The sequence below is a fragment of the Halomonas sp. CnH100-B genome (genome assembly GCF_024124605.1).
Classification (GTDB): Bacteria; Pseudomonadota; Gammaproteobacteria; order Pseudomonadales; family Halomonadaceae; genus Vreelandella.
Genome location: NZ_JAMXRX010000004.1, coordinates 285,825 through 303,295, shown reverse-complemented (window position 1 = coordinate 303,295; position 17,471 = coordinate 285,825). Strand labels below are relative to the sequence as shown.

Annotated in this window: 18 protein-coding genes; 8 read left to right on the top strand and 10 right to left on the bottom strand. The window is 60.8% G+C overall.

The window, feature by feature from the left end; all coding sequences use genetic code 11:
* Positions 1-7: 7 nt before the first annotated feature.
* The 4 genes from NH398_RS11015 to hemE all read right to left on the bottom strand — a co-directional run bounded on the left by NH398_RS11015 (position 8) and on the right by hemE (position 4,334).
* A complete protein-coding gene (locus tag NH398_RS11015; protein ID WP_159343499.1) occupies positions 8-1,033 on the bottom strand; it encodes an amino acid ABC transporter substrate-binding protein in 1,026 nt (341 codons plus the stop codon).
* A 214-nt stretch (positions 1,034-1,247) separates the two neighbouring features.
* Positions 1,248-2,273: an amino acid ABC transporter substrate-binding protein gene (locus NH398_RS11010; RefSeq protein ID WP_253018554.1), complete on the bottom strand. Its 1,026-nt coding sequence runs from the start codon at positions 2,271-2,273 to the stop codon at positions 1,248-1,250.
* Between the two features lie 88 nt (positions 2,274-2,361).
* A complete protein-coding gene (speE, locus tag NH398_RS11005; protein ID WP_159343497.1) occupies positions 2,362-3,222 on the bottom strand; it encodes a polyamine aminopropyltransferase in 861 nt (286 codons plus the stop codon).
* Complete coding sequence (gene hemE / locus NH398_RS11000) at positions 3,219-4,334, bottom strand: uroporphyrinogen decarboxylase (RefSeq protein WP_159343496.1); 1,116 nt, start codon at positions 4,332-4,334, stop codon at positions 3,219-3,221. The genes speE and hemE overlap by 4 nt, the downstream gene beginning before the upstream one ends.
* Before the next feature lie 221 nt (positions 4,335-4,555).
* Between hemE and ribA the strand changes: the two genes are divergently transcribed.
* The 3 genes from ribA (at position 4,556) to NH398_RS10985 (ending at position 7,085) form a co-directional block, all read left to right on the top strand.
* Positions 4,556-5,191 carry a GTP cyclohydrolase II gene (ribA, locus tag NH398_RS10995; RefSeq protein ID WP_253018552.1) on the top strand — a complete coding sequence of 212 codons (636 nt, stop codon included), beginning with the start codon at positions 4,556-4,558 and terminating at the stop codon, positions 5,189-5,191.
* Positions 5,192-5,355: 164 nt separating this feature from the next.
* Positions 5,356-6,525 (top strand): zinc-dependent alcohol dehydrogenase, encoded by a 1,170-nt coding sequence (locus NH398_RS10990; RefSeq protein WP_253018550.1) that lies wholly within the window; start codon positions 5,356-5,358, stop codon positions 6,523-6,525.
* 20 nt (positions 6,526-6,545) lie between these two features.
* Positions 6,546-7,085, top strand: coding sequence for a hypothetical protein (locus tag NH398_RS10985; protein WP_253018548.1), 540 nt, complete (start codon positions 6,546-6,548; stop codon positions 7,083-7,085).
* Here NH398_RS10985 and NH398_RS10980 read toward each other — a convergent pair whose 3' ends face one another.
* The 5 genes from NH398_RS10980 to xseB form a co-directional block, all read right to left on the bottom strand.
* A complete protein-coding gene (locus tag NH398_RS10980; protein WP_159343493.1) occupies positions 7,086-7,712 on the bottom strand; it encodes a glutathione S-transferase family protein in 627 nt (208 codons plus the stop codon).
* A gap of 63 nt (positions 7,713-7,775) precedes the next feature.
* Complete coding sequence (gene djlA / locus NH398_RS10975) at positions 7,776-8,537, bottom strand: co-chaperone DjlA (RefSeq protein WP_253018545.1); 762 nt, start codon at positions 8,535-8,537, stop codon at positions 7,776-7,778.
* Positions 8,538-8,580: 43 nt separating this feature from the next.
* Entirely contained in the window at positions 8,581-10,506 is a 1,926-nt protein-coding gene (gene dxs / locus NH398_RS10970; RefSeq protein ID WP_253018544.1) for a 1-deoxy-D-xylulose-5-phosphate synthase, read from the bottom strand.
* A gap of 3 nt (positions 10,507-10,509) precedes the next feature.
* On the bottom strand, positions 10,510-11,403 hold the full coding sequence (gene ispA / locus NH398_RS10965; RefSeq protein WP_253018542.1) for a (2E,6E)-farnesyl diphosphate synthase: 894 nt from the start codon (positions 11,401-11,403) through the stop codon (positions 10,510-10,512).
* Complete coding sequence (gene xseB / locus NH398_RS10960; RefSeq protein WP_159343489.1) at positions 11,397-11,672, bottom strand: exodeoxyribonuclease VII small subunit; 276 nt, start codon at positions 11,670-11,672, stop codon at positions 11,397-11,399. The genes ispA and xseB overlap by 7 nt, the downstream gene beginning before the upstream one ends.
* Before the next feature lie 277 nt (positions 11,673-11,949).
* Between xseB and serA the strand changes: the two genes are divergently transcribed.
* Positions 11,950-13,194: a phosphoglycerate dehydrogenase gene (gene serA, locus NH398_RS10955; RefSeq protein ID WP_159343488.1), complete on the top strand. Its 1,245-nt coding sequence runs from the start codon at positions 11,950-11,952 to the stop codon at positions 13,192-13,194.
* An 81-nt stretch (positions 13,195-13,275) separates the two neighbouring features.
* On the opposite strand, the gene NH398_RS10950 is transcribed toward serA, so the two are convergent.
* Positions 13,276-13,965: a pirin family protein gene (locus tag NH398_RS10950; RefSeq protein WP_159343487.1), complete on the bottom strand. Its 690-nt coding sequence runs from the start codon at positions 13,963-13,965 to the stop codon at positions 13,276-13,278.
* Between the two features lie 224 nt (positions 13,966-14,189).
* Here NH398_RS10950 and NH398_RS10945 point away from each other — a divergent pair, with 224 nt between their 5' ends.
* From NH398_RS10945 to NH398_RS10930, 4 genes are all read left to right on the top strand, one after another.
* Positions 14,190-15,146 (top strand): rhodanese-related sulfurtransferase, encoded by a 957-nt coding sequence (locus NH398_RS10945; protein ID WP_159343486.1) that lies wholly within the window; start codon positions 14,190-14,192, stop codon positions 15,144-15,146.
* Between the two features lie 107 nt (positions 15,147-15,253).
* On the top strand, positions 15,254-16,054 hold the full coding sequence (locus tag NH398_RS10940) for an enoyl-CoA hydratase (RefSeq protein ID WP_253018541.1): 801 nt from the start codon (positions 15,254-15,256) through the stop codon (positions 16,052-16,054).
* A 102-nt stretch (positions 16,055-16,156) separates the two neighbouring features.
* On the top strand, positions 16,157-16,981 hold the full coding sequence (locus tag NH398_RS10935; protein ID WP_159343484.1) for an IclR family transcriptional regulator C-terminal domain-containing protein: 825 nt from the start codon (positions 16,157-16,159) through the stop codon (positions 16,979-16,981).
* Positions 16,982-17,000: 19 nt separating this feature from the next.
* Positions 17,001-17,432, top strand: a complete 432-nt coding sequence (locus tag NH398_RS10930) for a YqaA family protein (RefSeq protein WP_159343483.1) — start codon at positions 17,001-17,003, stop codon at positions 17,430-17,432.
* Positions 17,433-17,471 lie beyond the last annotated feature (39 nt).

Here is a 17,471-nt window from a genome sequence, read left to right as displayed (position 1 = left end):
GAGACGCTTAGCGAATCGGCGGTGCGTACTGGAAGCCGCCTTGGTTCCACAGGGCGTTGACACCACGTTCGATTTCCAGCGGTGAACCCATACCTACGTTGCGCTCGAAGCTTTCACCGTAGTTACCCACTTGGCTCAGGATGTTGTAAGCCCAGTCGGCTTCGAGACCCATGCCTTCACCGTAGTTACCGTCCTGGCCGAGCAGACGCGCCACGTCCGGGTTCTCGGAGCTGAGCATCTCTTCAGCGTTTTCGCTGGTGACGCCGTACTCTTCACCGTTGATCATGGCGAACAGCGACCACTTCACGATGTTGAACCACAGATCGTCACCCTGACGCACGACCGGACCCAGCGGCTCTTTCGAGATGACATCCGGCAGAATCATGGCGCCCGCCGGGTCGTCGAGCTGAATGCGCAGGGCCGCCAGCTGAGAGGTGTCAGACGTCAGAACGTCACAGCGGCCTGCCTGGAAGCCACCGACGGTTTGCTCAGAGGTATCGAAAACGATGGGGTCGAACTCCATGCCGTTGGCACGGAAGTAGTCCGCTAGGTTCAGCTCGGTGGTGGTGCCGGATTGGATACAGATCGCTGCGCCATCCAGCTCGGCCGCGCTGGTAATTCCGAGGTCGCGAGATACCATGAAGCCCTGGCCGTCGTAGAAGTTAACGCCGGTGAAATTCAGGCCCAGGGTAGTGTCTCGGGTAGTGGTCCAGGTGGTGTTACGAGAAAGAATATCCACTTCGCCAGACTGCAGCGCGGTGAAACGCTCGACGGCGTTCAACGAGATGTAGTTGACGGCATCCGCGTCGCCCAGTACCGCAGCGGCGACGGCGCGACAGACGTCAACGTCCAGGCCCTGCCAGTTGCCGTTATCGTCCGGGGCGGAAAAACCTGGTAAGCCGTCGCTCACGCCACACTGAACGGCACCACGCTCGCGGGTATCTTCCAGCGTATCGGCTTGGGCGGTGGCAACGCCCGCAAGAGTGATCGCGCCTGCAGAGGCCAGAAGTACCAGGTGTTTCTTATTGATCATGTTGTGTTCCCCTTCCTCGATTTTAGTGTCGTTATGCATGGTGATGCATCACTAAAAGCTAGCAAGGAAGGTGCCAAAAAAGATATGTCGGCAAATTCAGCGCTTTTCAACGTAAAATCAGCGAATTTAACGAAGGTCTTGGTGCAAAAAAGTGCGCCAGCGGCTACGCATTGCGCCTTTTTGGTGCGCAGCCGCTGGCGAGTGACCGAGCGCGCTAGCGAATGGGCGGCGCGTACTGAATCCCACCATCCTTCCACAGGGCATTCAGACCACGGGCAATGTTGAAATCAGAGTCCGCGCCCACGTTGCGGTCATAGATGTCCGCGTAGTTACCGACCTGTTTGACGATTTGGTAAGCCCAATCTGATTGTAGGCCCATGGCTTCGCCAAAGTCGCCATCTTGCCCAAGCAGGCGCATCACATCGGGATTGTCTGAACTGAGCTGCTCATCCACGTTGGCTTGGCTGACGCCCAGCTCTTCGGCATTCAGCATGGCAAACAGCGACCACTTCACGATGTTGAACCACTGGTCATCCCCTTGGCGCACGGCGGGGCCTAGCGGCTCTTTGGAGATGATCTCCGGTAGTACCACGGCCATGTTGGGGTCGGCCAGCTGGATGCGCTGGGCGTAGAGCTGCGAGGCATCCGAGCTCAATACGTCGCAGCGGCCGGCTTCGAAGCCCGCAATCGACTGCTCGGGTGAATCGAACACCACCGCATCGTAGGTCATGTCGTTGATACGGAAGTAGTCGGAAAGATTGAGTTCACTGGTAGTGCCTGACTGGGTGCATACCGCTGCCCCATCCAGCTCTTTGGCGCTCTGTACGCCGAGGTCGCTAGCCACCATAAACGCCTGGCCGTCGTAATAGCTGACGCCAGTGAAGTTCATCCCCAGCGTGGTGTCGCGGCTGGAGGTCCAGGTGGTGGTGCGGGAGAGTACGTCCACCTCGCCAGACTGCAGCGCGGCAAAGCGTTCCACTGAATCTAACGGCACGAAATTGACCTTGCTAGCATCGCCCAGCGCAGCGGCGGCAATAGCGCGACACACGTCGGTGTCCAGGCCGCGGTATTGGTCATTATCGTCTAACGATGAAAAGCCGGGCTGGGCCGCATTAACACCGCAGCGCACGCTGTCGCGCTCTTGAATGGCCTCAAGGGTATCGGCCATGGCCGTGGCAGGTACCCAGAGGGCCGGGGCTAATAGAGTGATTCCCAATCCTAACCAACGCGTGGTGTTCATTTGTTATTCCTTAACGTCGAGCGCAGCAACACTTGCGCATAAAAAAGGCCGGGCAGAGCCCGGCCTGATGCATGACGTTACCGCGAAGTTATGCGAAGGCTTTACGCATAAAGGGCGGCAGCGCCAGGGCACCACGGTGGGCATCTACTGTGTAGTACTGTAGCGGCATTTCGTGGCTGGCGGCAGCCTCTTCACGGAAGCTTTCAACGTTGGTGCTTTTGCCTGCTAGCGTCACGCTCCACCAGCCGGAAGGGTAGACCGGCTGGGGGAAGGGCAGGGTGGCCACGCTATCAAAGCCAGCTTCGCGCATGTCGTTACGCAGTTCGCGGATAATCGAGCCGCTGTGGTACAGCGGTGACTCACTCTGCTGAACCATGACGCCGCCGCTTTTCAGAATGCGGTGGCAGCGCTTCAAAAAGTCGGTTTTGAACAGGCCTTCGGCAGGGCCTACCGGGTCGGTGGAGTCGATGATCAGCACATCGATGCTTTCGTCGGCGGCGTCATCTACCCATTTCACGCCGTCAGCAAACAGCAGCTCGGCGCGGGGGTCGCCGTTGGCTTCCACCAGCGACGGGAAAAAGCGCTCGGAGGCTTTGGTCACTTCTTCATCGATGTCGATCTGAGTGACTTTTTCAACGCCCGGATGGCGCAGCACTTCTTTCAGCGTGCCGCAGTCGCCGCCGCCAATGATCACCACCCGCTTGGGGTCTGGGTGGGTGAACAGCGCCGGGTGAGCAATCATCTCGTGGTAGAGGAAGTTGTCGCGATCGGTCAGCATCACGCAGCCATCCAGCACCATCAGGTTGCCGTAGGTTTCGGTGGCGTACACTTCCAGGTGCTGGTAAGGGCTCTGCACATCAAGCAGTTTTTCGGTGATTTTCAGCGAGAAAGCGCTGCCGTGGCTATCAAAGACTTCGGTAAACCACTGGTCGTCGCGTAAGTCGCTCATTGCTTGGCTCCTGGGCACTGGTCGTTCGTTTGGGTCGGAATGCCCTGATGGTACTGCGGGCTTAAGTCGTGCAGCGCCTCCATAAAGGCGGTGACGTGGTCGGGATTGGTGAACTGGCTGATGCCGTGGCCCAAGTTGAACACGTGGCCCGGGCCGTGGCCGTAACTCTCCAGCACGCGGGCCACTTCGGCGCGAATGGCGGAGGGGCGAGCAAATAGCACGTTGGGGTCCAGGTTGCCCTGCAGGGCAACTTTATGGCCTACGCGGGCGCGGGCGTCGGAAAGCTCGGTCGACCAATCGATGCCCAGCGCGTCGGCACCGGCGCAGGCGATATGCTCAAGCCATTGGCCGCCGTTTTTGGTGAACAGAATCACCGGCACGCGGCGGCCGTCGTGTTCGCGGATCAGCCCGGAAACGATCTGCTCCATATAGCGCAGCGAGAACTCTAGGTAAGCAGGCGTGGAGAGCGCGCCGCCCCAGGTATCGAAAATCTGTACCGCCTGAGCACCGGCCCGAATCTGCGCGTTCAGGTAGTCAGTGACCGACTGCGCCAGCGTGTCCAGCAGCTGGTGCATGGTGTCCGGCGTGTCGTACAGCATGGTTTTCAGGTGGCGGAAGTCTTTGCTGGAACCGCCTTCGACCATGTATGTCGCCAGCGTCCAGGGGCTGCCGGAGAAGCCGATCAGTGGCATGCGGCCGTTCAGCTCGCGGCGTATGGTCGAGACCGCCCGCATCACGTAGTCCAGGTCGCGTTCGGCGTTTGGCACCGTCAGCGCGGCGACTTCTTCCGGCGTGCGGACGGTTTTTCTGAATTTGGGGCCTTCGCCGGTTTCGAAGTAGAGGCCCAGCCCCATGGCATCGGGGATGGTCAAAATATCCGAAAACAGAATCGCGGCGTCGAGCGGGTAGCGCTCTAGCGGCTGCAGGGTCACTTCGCAAGCCAGGTCATGATTGCGGCACAGGTCCATAAAGCTGCCTGCGTCGGCGCGGCTGGCGCGGTACTCCGGCAGGTAGCGGCCTGCTTGGCGCATCATCCACACCGGAGTGCGGTCAACGGGCTGGCGAGCCAGCGCGCGAAGAAAACGGTCGTTTTGCAAAGGTGTGGTGGTCATAAACACTTGCTCTTGAGAAATTTGCCCGCATTGTAAGGGAGTCATCGTACCTGAAGATAGGAATTGTACGTGAAGATCGCCGGGGGTGGCGGCGTAAGCCGTGGCAAAAATCGTCGCACCCCGCTAAGACCGTGAGGCCAGCGTGGCTTCCTGGTAAACTGTTCGTCCACTTCGCCAACACTGGTGTGGTTAACTGGTTTGGTTAATCAGCGAGGAACCCTGTGACCATTCGCTTCATTGCTGCCTCTCGGCTGCCCACTCCCTGGGCCACATTCACCATGCATGGCTTCGAAGACGACGCCACGGGTAAAGACCATATCGCCTTGACGTTGGGGGATGTGAGCGGCGGCGAGCCGGTGTTAGGGCGCGTGCACTCCGAATGCTTAACCGGCGATGCGCTATTCTCGATGCGCTGCGACTGCGGCTACCAGCTGCAAGAAGCGCTGAAGCGTATTGCCGAAGAGGGGCGCGGCGTGCTGCTCTATTTACGCCAGGAAGGGCGTGGCATTGGCCTGCTCAACAAAATCCGCGCCTATCATCTGCAAGACCAGGGGGCCGACACCGTCGAAGCCAACGAGCAGCTCGGCTTTGGTGCCGACATGCGCCGTTACGACCTCTGCGTGCCGATGCTCAACCAGCTGGGCATCACGGCGCTCAAGCTGATGACCAATAACCCTCGCAAGGTCGATGCGCTGACCCGCGACGGCGTGAACGTCGTCGAGCGGCTGCCGATCACCACCGGTTTAAACCCCCACAACGAGCAATACCTCTCCACCAAAGCGGGCAAGCTCGGCCACATGATGGCGCTGGATGATTTCACCCAGGCCAGCGATGTGGATATCGAGCGTAAGGGGTAGGTGGGTTACGTCGAAGAACCATTTTTAACTTAAATTTCTCGATAAAGGCGTTATCGTCGCCGAACGCCTATAAAAAAGCTTTTTCTTAACTTTGGTTGCCGTATGTCTGAGCTATGGTGATACATGGCAGGACGCTATGCGCACCGATGTAAGGAGAAGCAGCCATGAAAGCACTTTGCTGGCACGGCAAGAACGATGTCCGTTACGACACCGTGCCCGACCCCACGATCGAACACCCCCGCGACGCCATTATCAACGTCAGTAGCTGCGCTATTTGCGGCTCTGATCTGCACCTTTACGACCACTATATGCCCGGTATGACATGTGGCGATGTCCTTGGCCATGAATTTATGGGCGAAGTGATGGAGGTTGGCAGCGAGACGCACAACCTCAAGGTAGGCGACCGGGTAGTGGTGCCCTTCACCATTTTTTGCGGCGAATGCGAGCAGTGTCAGCGTGGCAACTACTCGGTTTGCGAGCGCTCCAACCGTAATAAATCGCTGGCAGATAAAGTCTTTGGTCATGGCGGCGCCGGGCTGTTTGGCTACTCCCAACTGACGGGCGGCTATGCGGGGGGGCAGGCCGAGTTTGTGCGCGTGCCTTTTGCCGACACCACGCATATTAAAGTGCCCGATACGCTCACCGATGAGCAGGTGCTGTTTCTGGGGGATATTTTCCCCACTGGCTGGCAGGCCGCCGTGCAGTGTGACATTCAACCTACCGATACCGTCGTGATTTGGGGCGCAGGTCCGGTTGGTCAGTTCTGCGTGCGTAGCGCGGTGCTGCTGGGCGCCAAACAGGTCGTGGTGATCGATAACGTACCCGAACGGCTCTCGATGGCCGCAGCAGGTGGCGCGATCACCATTAACTTTGCCCACGAAAGCGTGTTGGGCAGGCTGCAGGAGCTAACCCACGGTAAGGGGCCGGAGAAGTGTATCGATGCAGTGGGGCTCGAAGCCCACGCCACGCGCTCGCTGGATTCGGTGTACGACCGGGTAAAACAGGCCATGTGGCTGGAAACCGATCGTGCCCACGTGCTGCGAGAAATGATCTATGTCTGCCGCCCGGCGGGTATTTTGTCGATTCCTGGGGTGTATGGCGGGCTGGTCGATAAAATTCCGATGGGAGCGCTGATGAACAAAGGGCTCACCGTGCGCACCGGGCAAACCCACGTCAACCGCTGGACGGATGATCTGCTGCGGCGCATCGACGAAGGCCAGATCGACCCTTCGTTTGTGATTACCCACTCGGTGGATTTAGCTCATGGGCCCGAGATGTATCAAACCTTTCGGGATAAACAGGATGGCTGCGTCAAAGTCATACTGAAGCCGTGATACTGCACAGGGAGGAGAGCATGACAACATCGATGAAGCACCATTCTCACGCGTCAAAACGCTCGATGTCACCAGCGGATAAATTAGCCAGAGGCTTGGGTTGGCTAAGCTTGGGGATGGGGTTGTATCAGCTAGTGGCCCCGCGTCGTCTGAGCCGAGCGCTGGGGATGCCCCACCATGCCAACAGCATTCGCGCTTGCGGGGCACGAGAGATTGTTAGCGGTATCGGCGCGCTGTCGGATAACCCGACCAATGCAATTTGGAGTCGAGTTGGCGGAGATGTGCTGGATTTTGCCGCGCTTACCTTTGCGTTAAAGCGCTACCCATCGCACAAAGAGAACCTCTATTTAGCGCTCACCGCGGTGGGTGTGCTGGCGGTAGTGGATGTTAGCTGCGCCAAAGCGTTGAGTCAGTGCCATGCCTACCAGGGCGGCGCCGCGCCCGATTACCGCCAGCGCAGCGGCTTCCCTAACGGGCTAGAAAGCGCCTGGGGAGCCGCTCGTACCGAAGGTAGCAACGCCTCAGGGCCGCCCCAACGCCCTTCGCCTACCACGGTGTAATCAGGTGGCTTGCGCCGCCGCCTGCTCTTTTTCGGCAGCGCGGGCAAGTGCTGGGCGGTTCGCGTGACGGGCGCGGTAAGCCACCAGGGGCTCCGGCAGGCGGTGCTTCATGCTAGCTGCCCAGGTCAGCGTATGGGTGAGGAAAAGATCTGCCAGGGTGAAGGTGTCGCCTACCAGGGTTTCCTGGCCGCGATAGCGGCGCTCCAGTGCGAGCAGCGCCCGCTGGAATTCCCAAGCGGCGGTGGGGAGTACCGACGGCACGCGTTTGTCTTGAGGCAGGGCGAATTTGTGCTTGGCCTGCAGCCACAGCGGCTGCTCGATTTCGGTGACGATGAAGCTGAGCCACTGGTCGACCTGGGCGCGCTCGGCCACGCTTTGTGGCAGCAGGCTGCCATCGCCATACTGCTCGGCGAGATAGCGGCAGATAGGCGCAGACTCGAACAGCATGAGTTCGCCATCTTCCAGCACCGGCACCTTGCCATCCGGGTGGCGAGCAAGATGCTCGGTACTTTGCCCCTCGCCTTTATCCAGCGCCACGTGGTGGCACTGGTACTCTAGGCCCAGCTCTTCAAGCGTCCAAGCAGCGCGTAGCGAGCGGGAATTGGGAAAGCTGTATAGCGTGATCATTCGGCGGCTCCAGGCAGTACCGTGAATCTTTCACTGTAGCACTCCCTGGAAGCCTGTCACGGGCTACTGGCCGCGTGCTGCCCTGATACGCTCGTAGGCGTTGCCGATTTCGCTGGTACGGGCTTGGGCCACCTCTCGCATGCTCTCAGGTAGCCCTTTACCGGCCAGTTTGTCCGGGTGGTTTTGGCTCATCAGGCGGCGGTAGGCTTTTTTGATCTCAGCATCGCTGGCATCTTCCGATACCCCTAGCACGCGGTAAGCGTCTTTCAACGCCTCTTCGCTGGCACCTTGGGAGTTCGCGGCAGCGCCGTGGAGCATTGCTTCGATTTGCTGAACTTCGGCATCGCTGCAGCCAACGCCGCGAGCAACGCGCAGAATCATCTCGTGCTCGGCAGGGTGCAGCACGCCATCGGCGGCAATCGCACTCAATTGAACCTGTAAAAAGACTTGGCGCAGTACCGGCTGGCGCTGGGTGAGGCGGTTGACCTTGGCCAGTTCGGCTTCCAGGTCGAAGTCATCGGCGCGGCCACGCTCGAAGGCAGCGCGCGCCTTGGCGCGGTGCTCGCCCTGCAGGCGCATTTGATCGAAGAGCTTTTCGGCAACGCCAAGCTCGCCCTCGGTGACCTTGCCGTCGGCCTGGCAGAGGCAGCCCATGACCGAGAAGATCGACTCCAAAAAGCCTTCTTGAATTTGAACGCGGGCAGCGTTCAAGCGACGGCTGATGCGCCGACCCAGCCACCAGCCAAGGCCGCCACCTACGAGTAAGCCAAGGGGGCCACCAACGGCAAGGCCAATCAAACCAAACACAATAATTAGAAATAACATAAACGTCTCAATAGGTTAAAAACGCGTGGGCCACACGCAAAGGTTACGGCAGCCGGGCACGAATGGCGCGCTCGATGCCTTCAGCGTCCAGGCCGCAGTCGCGCAATAGCTCGGCGGGGGTGCCGTGTTCCACAAAGGCGTCCGGCAAGCCTAAGTTCAGCACTTCCACCTGAACGCCTTCCGCGTTGAGCAGCTCGTTCACCGCGCTACCCGCGCCGCCCGCAATGACGTTCTCTTCCAGGGTGACCAGCAGCTCATGCTCGTCTGCTGCGTGGAGCACGGCGTCGCGATCCAGCGGTTTCACCGAGCGCATGTTGATATGAGTGGCGTTGAGCTTTTCCGCCACTTCGGCGGCGGCGCTATTGACGCTGCCAAACGCCAGCAGCGCAATGCGCACACCGTCGCTGGTGCTCTCGCGGCGCACCTGGGCGTCGCCAATGGTCAGCGGCTCCAAGTGCTCAGGAATGGGGACGCCGGGGCCGGTGCCGCGGGGGTAGCGCACGGCAGCCGGGCCAGAATGGTGGTAGGCGGCGCTGAGCATGGCGCGGCATTCGGCTTCATCGGCAGGCGCCAGAATCACCATTCCTGGTACACAGCGCAGGAATGAAAGATCCATACTGCCGTGATGGGTGGGGCCGTCTTCACCCACAAGGCCTGCCCGGTCAATAGCAAACGTCACGTCGAGATCTTGCACCGCCACGTCGTGAATCAGTTGGTCGTAGCCGCGCTGGAGGAAAGTGGAGTAGATCGCCACCACCGGCTTCATGCCTTCGCAGGCCATACCAGCGGCCAGGGTGACCGCGTGCTGTTCAGCAATGGCGACGTCGAAGTAGCGCTCGGGATAGGTTTGCGAGAAGCGAATCAGGTCCGAGCCTTCCCCCATGGCGGGGGTAATGCCCATGAGGCGTGAGTCGGCGGCGGCCATGTCGCATAGCCAGTCGCCAAACACGTTGCAGTATTTTTTCTTCGCAGCGCTTTTGGGGGCCGCTGCTTGCTTCACCAGCGGAGCGCTGATGGTCGTGGTGGTTTTTTCCAGCTTAGTGATCGCGTGGTAGCCAATCTGGTCGGCTTCGGCGGGTAGGAAGCCTTTCCCTTTGACCGTTTTGATATGCAGGAACTGCGGGCCTTTCTGGTCGCGCAGGTTACGCAGCGTTTGGGTCAGCGCCTCGAGGTCGTGGCCGTCGATGGGGCCAACGTAGTGAAAGCCCATCTCCTCGAACAGCGTGGCGGGGCTGACCATGCCCTTCATGTGCTCCTCGGTGCGTTTGGCAAGCTCCAGCGCGCCGGGCAGGTGGGAGAGTACTTTTTTACCCTCTTCGCGCATTTTGAGGTAAGGCTTGCTGGAGAGCACCCGGGCGAGGTACGTGGCAATTCCGCCGACGTTTTCTGAGATCGACATTTCGTTGTCGTTCAGTATCACCAGCATGTTGGCGTTGACGTGGCCGGCGTGGGCCAAGGCTTCGAACGCCATCCCAGCGGTGAGCGCGCCGTCGCCAATGATGGCGCAGACCTTACGCGGGTCGTTCTGCGCCTGAGCGGCGAGGGCCATGCCCAGGGCGGCAGAAATCGAGGTGCTGGAGTGGCCCACGCCAAAGGTGTCGTATTCGGACTCAGCCCGGCGGGGAAATGCCGCCAGGCCGCCGTGCTGGCGGATGCTCAGCATGGCATCGCGACGCCCAGTGAGGATTTTATGCGGGTAGGCTTGATGGCCCACGTCCCACACCAAGCGGTCTTTCGGCGTGTGGAAGGCGTGGTGCAGTGCGACGCTGAGCTCGACAACGCCCAAGCCTGCGCCAAAGTGGCCGCCAGTGACGCCCACGCTGTAGAGCAAGTAGGCGCGCAGCTCATCCGCTAGCTGGGCGAGCTGTTTGGCGTTCATGGCCCGCAGCGCGGCGGGATGATCAAAAGAGTCGAGCAGTGGCGTCGCCGGGCGCTCGCGGGGTATCTCGTCGAACAGCTTCATAGGCATGTGTTAGTGGTCGCGCTCGATCATATAGTGGGCAAGATCGGCCAGAGGTGCGGCCTGCTCGCCTAGCGGGGCGAGGGCGGCAATGGCCTCGTCAATAAGCGTGTTCGCTTTGCGCTGCGCCCCCGAAAGCCCCAGCAAGCTTGGGTAAGTGGGCTTGGCACGGGCGGCATCAGCGCCGGAAATTTTGCCCAGCGTGGCGGTGTCACCCGTCACATCCAGGATGTCGTCATGAATTTGGAAGGCTAGACCAATGGCGCGGGCGTAGCGAATCAGCGCGGCCAGACGCGGGTCGTCCTCTTCCACCGCGACCAGGCCGCCCAAACGCACGGCCGCCACGATCAGCGCGCCGGTTTTATGGGCGTGCATGTGCGCCATGGCGTCGGCATCCGGATGGCCGCCCACGGCGGCTAAATCCAGCGCCTGGCCAGCCACCATGCCGTCGCGGCCAGAGGCGACCGCCAGCGTGGTGACTAGCTGGCCCAAGCGAGGATAAGGGCGACTGGCCAGCACTTCGAACGCCAGCGCCTGCAGGGCGTCGCCCGCCAAAATGGCGGTGGCCTCGTCGAAAGCTTTGTGCACCGTGGGCTGGCCGCGCCGCAGGTCGTCGTCGTCCATGGCGGGTAGGTCGTCGTGAATCAGCGAGTAGGCGTGAATCAGCTCGATGGCCGCCGCGGGAGCATCTAGGTCTTCGTCACTCGCCCCGAGGGCTTGGCCCGCTAAATAGACCAGCAGTGGGCGCAGGCGTTTGCCGCCTACCAAAAGCCCGTGGCGCATGGCCGCTTCCAAACGCTCATCGACCGCTGGGCGAGCATCGAACAGCGCGGCCAGCGTGGCATCCACACGCGTGCTGCTGGCTTGGCGCAGCGTGGTCAGTCGAGAGGCGTGAGCGGTTACCATGGCGGCGTCTCCTCGCTGTCGTCGCCAGCCTCCTGGGTGCCTGCGAACGGGGCAACGTTTGGTTTGCCGTCGGCATCTTCGCTCAGCGCGCGCACGGTCAGTTCGGCGCTGTCGAGGCGCTGCTGGGCGTCGCGGGTGAGCCGCACGCCCTGCTCGAAGGCGGTCAGCGCGTCTTCCAATGAGAGTTCGCCGGACTCCAGGCGTTCCACAATGGTTTCGAGCTGGGCAACCGTTGCGGCAAAATCTTGTGGGGGTGTGGTGTCGCTCATCGGGCAGTGCCTACCGTTTTCCGGGCGCCCTAGTGTCCGCCAGGGCGACGAGTGTGGCTGCGGATGCTGTCAAATAAACGCACAGTATACACCGAGGCGAGGGGGTGGCGTCTGCCCTCGCTATCGGTTGATTCGTCGACTTGCGCTTCGTTCATCTTGAAAGCGCACACTTTTCATCGTGGCAAGCCACCGGGAGCGCAAGCGGCTGTGCTACCATACGGGCCTCCCGTGAACCGATACACGGCGCATGCCGCCGACCATAGAGGTTGATTCAGCCATGGCCAAAACGTCCCTGGAAAAGAGCAAGATCAAGATCCTGCTACTCGAGGGCGTCCACCAAAGCGCGGTGGACAATTTTCACAACGCCGGTTACGAGAACATCGAGCATCTGCCGACCTCGCTGGATGAAGAGGCGCTGATCGAGAAGATTCGCGATGTTCACTTTATCGGTATTCGCTCCCGCACGCAGCTGACCGAGCGCGTGTTTGAGGCGGCCGAGAAGCTGGTGAGTGTTGGCTGTTTCTGTATCGGTACTAACCAGGTCGATCTGGATGCGGCGCTCAAGCGCGGTATCGCAGTCTTCAACGCGCCCTACTCCAACACCCGCTCGGTGGCCGAGCTGGTGTTGGCAGAGGCGATCATGCTGCTGCGTGGTATTCCCGAAAAGAACGCCCGCGCCCACCAGGGTGGCTGGCTGAAGTCGGCGAAGAACTCCCACGAAGCGCGCGGTAAAACCCTCGGTATCGTGGGTTACGGCAGCATCGGCGCACAGCTCTCCGTCTTGGCGGAATCGCTCGGCTTCAACGTGATTTACTACGATGTGATCACCAAGTTGGGCATGGGCAACGCCAGCCAGGTCGGCAGTTTGGAAGAGCTGCTCGGTCGCTCTGACGTGGTCAGCCTGCACGTGCCGGATCTGGCCTCTACCCGCTGGATGATCGGCGCGAAAGAGATTGCGGCCATGAAAGATGGAGCGATTTTGATCAACGCTGCCCGGGGCAGTGTGGTGGAAATCGAGCCGCTGGCGGAAGCGATCAAAGCGGGTAAACTCAATGGGGCGGCCATCGACGTCTTCCCGGTCGAGCCGAAAGGCAACGACGAAGAGTTCCAAAGCCCGCTGCGCGGCCTGGATAACGTGATTCTGACGCCGCATATCGGGGGTTCTACCCTGGAAGCCCAGGAGAACATTGGTATCGAGGTCTCCGAAAAACTGATCACGTACTCGGACAACGGCACCACGGTCACCTCGGTCAACTTCCCCGAAGTGGCGCTGCCCGCGCATCCAGACAAGCACCGTTTGCTGCACATTCACGACAACGTGCCCGGCGTGCTTTCTCAGATCAACCGCGTGCTGTCGGAAAACGGCATCAACATTTCGGGCCAGTATCTGCAGACCAACGATAAGGTCGGCTACGTGGTGATCGATGTCGACAAAGCCTACGGCCCGCAGGCGCTGGAAGCGCTGAAGCAAGTAGAGCACACGCTGAAGATTCGCGTGCTCTACTCGGCGCAGAATAGCTAAGCAAATAGCTAGCCAGCGCTTGTTACCAAAACGGCCCCAACGGGGCCGTTTTGCGTTATATCACTTGCTAGTTAGGTGCTGTTAGGCCAAATCAAACAGCAGCACTTCGCTGGCGTCGTGGCTAGTCAGCTCAACGTGCTCGTCCGGCGTAAAAGCGGCGGCATCGCCGGTGGTGAGTCGCTCGCCGTTCACGTCGACGGCCCCTCTCACCACGTGCAGCCATGCGTAGCGTGAGGGCGGGGGCGTGACGTGGTCTCCGGCGCTCAGCAGGCTGGCATACAGATTGACATCCTGATTCACGCTCACCGAGCCATCGCGACCATCTGGGGAGAGCACCAAGCGCCACTGACCCTGCCGCTCGGCGGTGGGGAAGTGCTTCTGCTCGTAGCTGGGCTGAATGCCACGCTGGGCGGTTTCGATCCAGATTTGCAGAAAGTGCAGCCCGTTCTCTTGGGAGTGGTTGAACTCGCTGTGCAGCACGCCCGTGCCTGCCGACATGCGCTGCACGTCGCCGGGGCGCATCACTTCGCCATTGCCCATGTTGTCCTTGTGCTCCATCTCGCCATCGAGCACGTAGGAGATGATCTCCATATCCCGGTGGGGGTGGGCACCAAAGCCGTGGCCGGGGGCCACACGGTCTTCGTTGATCACCCGCAGCGCGCGGAAGCCCATGTGGTTGGGGTCCATGTAATTGGCGAACGAAAACGTGTGGTAAGAGCGCAGCCAGCCGTGGTCTGCGTAGCCCCGCTCGTTGGAACGACGAATCTTCATGAAAAGCACCTCATCACTGAGTTAAGTTGCCGCCTACTATACGACCGAGTGCGCGTGACGTGGGGTGAAGCTTTCTCAATGATGTCGTCGAAATAATCGACGATTGGCGCCCCTTTGATCTGCGTCAAACACGCCGAGATGCACCCACGGCGCGCTTTTTGTTATCATGCGCGCCTTTATTGACCCGGTCCGCCCTTTGCGAGGGCGACTACCAGGAGCACTCCATGACCCCGACCCCAACACCGCCCATCGTGGTGGCGGCGCTGTACAAATTTGTCACCCTGAACGATTTCGAAGCGCTGCGCGAGCCGCTGCGCCAAACCATGCTGGATAACGGCGTGAAAGGCACGCTGCTGCTGGCCAAAGAGGGCATCAACGGCACCGTGGCCGGTAGCCGCGAAGGTATCGACGCGCTGCTGGCTTGGCTCACCGCCGACCCGCGTTTGGCCGATATCGACCACAAAGAGTCATTTTGCGACGAGCCGCCGTTCTACCGCACCAAGGTCAAACTGAAAAAAGAGATCGTCACCCTCGGCGTGCCGGGCATCGACCCCAACGACACCGTGGGCACCTACGTGGAGCCAGAGGACTGGAACGACGTGATCTCCGATCCCGAAGTGCTGGTGATTGATACTCGCAACGACTACGAAGTGGCGATTGGCAGCTTCGAAGGCGCGGTAGACCCGAAAACCACCACCTTCCGCGAGTTTCCAGAGTACGTGCGCGAGCACTACAATCCGGAGCAACATAAAAAGGTCGCCATGTTCTGCACAGGCGGTATCCGCTGCGAGAAAGCCTCCAGCTTCATGCTGAAAGAGGGCTTCGAAGAGGTGTACCACCTGAAAGGCGGCGTGCTGAACTACCTGGAAAAGGTACCGGAAGAGAAGTCGCTGTGGCGCGGCGAATGCTTCGTGTTCGATAACCGAGTCACCGTGCGCCACGACCTTACCGAAGGCGAGCACGAGCAGTGCCACGCCTGTCGGATGCCGATCTCCCAGGAAGATATGCAGTCGTCGGCCTATGAGCCGGGCATTAGCTGCCCCCACTGCATCGACTCGCTGCCCGAGAAAACCCGCGCCGCCGCCCGTGAGCGTCAGCGTCAGATCGAGCTGGCCAAGGCGCGCGGCGAACCCCACCCGCTGGGTTACAACCCTCGCCAGGACGCCCGCGAGAAGGCGTAATCCAAAGGTGGCCTTCCGCCGAGTGGGAGGCCACTTTGGTCGTAGCGCGCCCTCGGCGGCCCAAGCAAGCGCTAGACTGGGTAGCAACGTCTGCTCAGGAGCCTGCCATGTCGTCCCCTCATGCGTCCCCTTCCCACGACTGCCTGCTGCGCACCGCGCAGGGGGGCGTCGTGACGCTTACTCTTAATCAGCCCGAGCGCTTCAATGCGCTGTCGGAAACGATGTTGGAAGCGCTGCAAGCTGCGTTGGATGACATTATCCAAGATGAGCACGTGCGCTGCGTGGTTTTGGCAGCCAACGGTAAAGCCTTCTGCGCAGGCCACGACTTAAAGCAGATGCGCGCGAACCCGGATAAAGCCTACTACCAAGCGCTGTTCGCGCGCTGCGGCAAGGTGATGCAAAGCCTCGTCCATTTTCCCGTGCCGGTGATTGCCAAGGTGCAGGGCATTGCCACCGCTGCGGGCTGCCAGCTCGTCGCTAGCTGCGATTTGGCCGTGGCCGCCAGCAGCGCCCGCTTTGCGGTCTCTGGTATTAACGTGGGCCTGTTTTGCTCGACCCCGGCCGTGGCGCTTTCGCGCAACGTGCCCCGAAAGCGGGCCATGGAGATGCTGTTGACCGGCGAGTTTATCAGCGCAGACACCGCCGCCGAGTGGGGGCTGATCAATCGTGTCGCCGCAGAAGGCGAGCTTGATGCCGAGGTTGAAGCGCTCACCGCGAGCCTCTGCGCGAAAAGCGCGGTGGCCGTGCGTACCGGCAAAGCCATGTTTGCCCGTCAGTTGACGATGCCACTGGATGAGGCCTATGTCTTTGCTGGCGACACCATGGCGTGCAACATGCTGGCCGACGACGTGGCCGAAGGGATCGATGCGTTTATCGAGAAACGCCCGCCCCAGTGGCAACACCGCTAGCCATCCAATGGTGGAATTTGTTTCCGTAAACGCGACAGCGCCCGCGCAGCGCGTTATCCTGCTGGCTTTTTACGTCATTCAGCGCCGTCAGGAGAGTCTCAGGTGAGTGAAGCCAAGCGCAGGTCAGTCGGACGTCCGGCAGGAGCCACCAAAGCCAGCGGTGGGCATAGCCAATCGTTAGTACGCGGCCTCACGCTACTCGAGTATTTGTCCGCCAGCCCCCTGGGCCTTGCGCTCTCGGAACTGGCGGAGATGGCCGACCTTGCCCCTTCCACCACCCACCGCCTGCTTCAGGCGCTGCAAAGCCAGGGCTTTGTCACCCAAGAGAGCGAGCAGGGCCTGTGGCGCATCGACGTCAAAACCTTCCGCATTGGTAACAGCTTTTTAGAAGCTCGCGACGTGGTGGCCAAAAGCCGCCCGTTTTTACGTCGCTTAACCGCAGAAACCGGCGAAACGGCGAACCTGGGTATCCGCGATGGCGCCACGGCGGTCTTCCTGGCGCAAAACGAATCCCCGCAGATGATGCGTATGATTACGCGGCTGGGCTCCCGTGCGCCGCTGCACGCCTCCGGCGTGGGCAAGGCGCTGCTGGCGTGGATGAGCGAGGAGGAGCGCAGCGCGCTGTTAGAAGGCGGCTACGAGCTGGCCCGTGTCACTGAAAATACCCTCTATCAAACGGAGGCGCTCCAGGCGGAAATGGCCGCCATACGCGCCCAGGGCTTTGCCTGCGACCGGGAAGAGCATGCCATTGGCCTGCACTGCGTGGCGGCCTGTATTTTCGATGAGCATGCCACACCGTTGGCGGCCATCTCCGTCTCGGGCCCTATGGCGCGCATTCCCGAAGAGCGCCTGCTGGTGCTGGGGGCGCTGGTGCGTCAAATCGCGGCGGAGATCACCCAGCAGCTCGGTGGTCAACTGCCCCGTTAAACGTTAGAGGGCGCGTGACGTGTTTAGCCTGTTTTGGGTGGCGCTGGCCAGCGCCACGCTGCTGCCCGGCGGCTCGGAAGTATGGTTAGCGCGGCTTTGGTGCATGGGCGAACCTGCCGTTGGTGTGTGGCTTGTCGCCACCGCGGGCAATACGCTGGGCAGTTTGATCAACGTGGCGCTGGGTCGTTACGCTCGCCACTATCAACATCGGCGCTGGTTTCCAGTGTCGCCTCAAGGGCTTGCCCGCGCTGAGCGCTGGTATCACCGCTTTGGCGAAGCGAGCCTGCTGCTCTCCTGGGTGCCCGTGATTGGCGACCCGCTCACCGTGTTGGCGGGCGTCATGCGTCTTTCCTGGTGGCGGGCACTGCTCTGGATCGTGCTGGCCAAAGGGGCGCGCTACGGCCTGCTGATCGTCATGGCGCAGCAGTGGCTGGCACCCCATTGTCAATGACGGGGTCGGGTTTCATTGGCGCGCAAAAAACGGGCGCGT

Excerpts from the sequence above, each read along its gene's own strand:
- NH398_RS10950 (WP_159343487.1), bottom strand. The coding sequence starts at position 13,965 with ATGAAGATTCGTCGTTCCAACGAGCGGGGCTACGCAGACCACGGCTGG.
- serA (WP_159343488.1), top strand. The coding sequence starts at position 11,950 with ATGGCCAAAACGTCCCTGGAAAAGAGCAAGATCAAGATCCTGCTACTC.
- NH398_RS10945 (WP_159343486.1), top strand. The coding sequence starts at position 14,190 with ATGACCCCGACCCCAACACCGCCCATCGTGGTGGCGGCGCTGTACAAA.
- dxs (WP_253018544.1), bottom strand. The coding sequence starts at position 10,506 with ATGCCTATGAAGCTGTTCGACGAGATACCCCGCGAGCGCCCGGCGACG.
- NH398_RS10940 (WP_253018541.1), top strand. The coding sequence starts at position 15,254 with ATGTCGTCCCCTCATGCGTCCCCTTCCCACGACTGCCTGCTGCGCACC.
- NH398_RS10990 (WP_253018550.1), top strand. The coding sequence starts at position 5,356 with ATGAAAGCACTTTGCTGGCACGGCAAGAACGATGTCCGTTACGACACC.
- NH398_RS11015 (WP_159343499.1), bottom strand. The coding sequence starts at position 1,033 with ATGATCAATAAGAAACACCTGGTACTTCTGGCCTCTGCAGGCGCGATC.
- hemE (WP_159343496.1), bottom strand. The coding sequence starts at position 4,334 with ATGACCACCACACCTTTGCAAAACGACCGTTTTCTTCGCGCGCTGGCT.
- djlA (WP_253018545.1), bottom strand. The coding sequence starts at position 8,537 with ATGTTATTTCTAATTATTGTGTTTGGTTTGATTGGCCTTGCCGTTGGT.
- speE (WP_159343497.1), bottom strand. The coding sequence starts at position 3,222 with ATGAGCGACTTACGCGACGACCAGTGGTTTACCGAAGTCTTTGATAGC.
- xseB (WP_159343489.1), bottom strand. The coding sequence starts at position 11,672 with ATGAGCGACACCACACCCCCACAAGATTTTGCCGCAACGGTTGCCCAG.
- NH398_RS10985 (WP_253018548.1), top strand. The coding sequence starts at position 6,546 with ATGACAACATCGATGAAGCACCATTCTCACGCGTCAAAACGCTCGATG.
- NH398_RS10980 (WP_159343493.1), bottom strand. The coding sequence starts at position 7,712 with ATGATCACGCTATACAGCTTTCCCAATTCCCGCTCGCTACGCGCTGCT.
- ispA (WP_253018542.1), bottom strand. The coding sequence starts at position 11,403 with ATGGTAACCGCTCACGCCTCTCGACTGACCACGCTGCGCCAAGCCAGC.
- NH398_RS11010 (WP_253018554.1), bottom strand. The coding sequence starts at position 2,273 with ATGAACACCACGCGTTGGTTAGGATTGGGAATCACTCTATTAGCCCCG.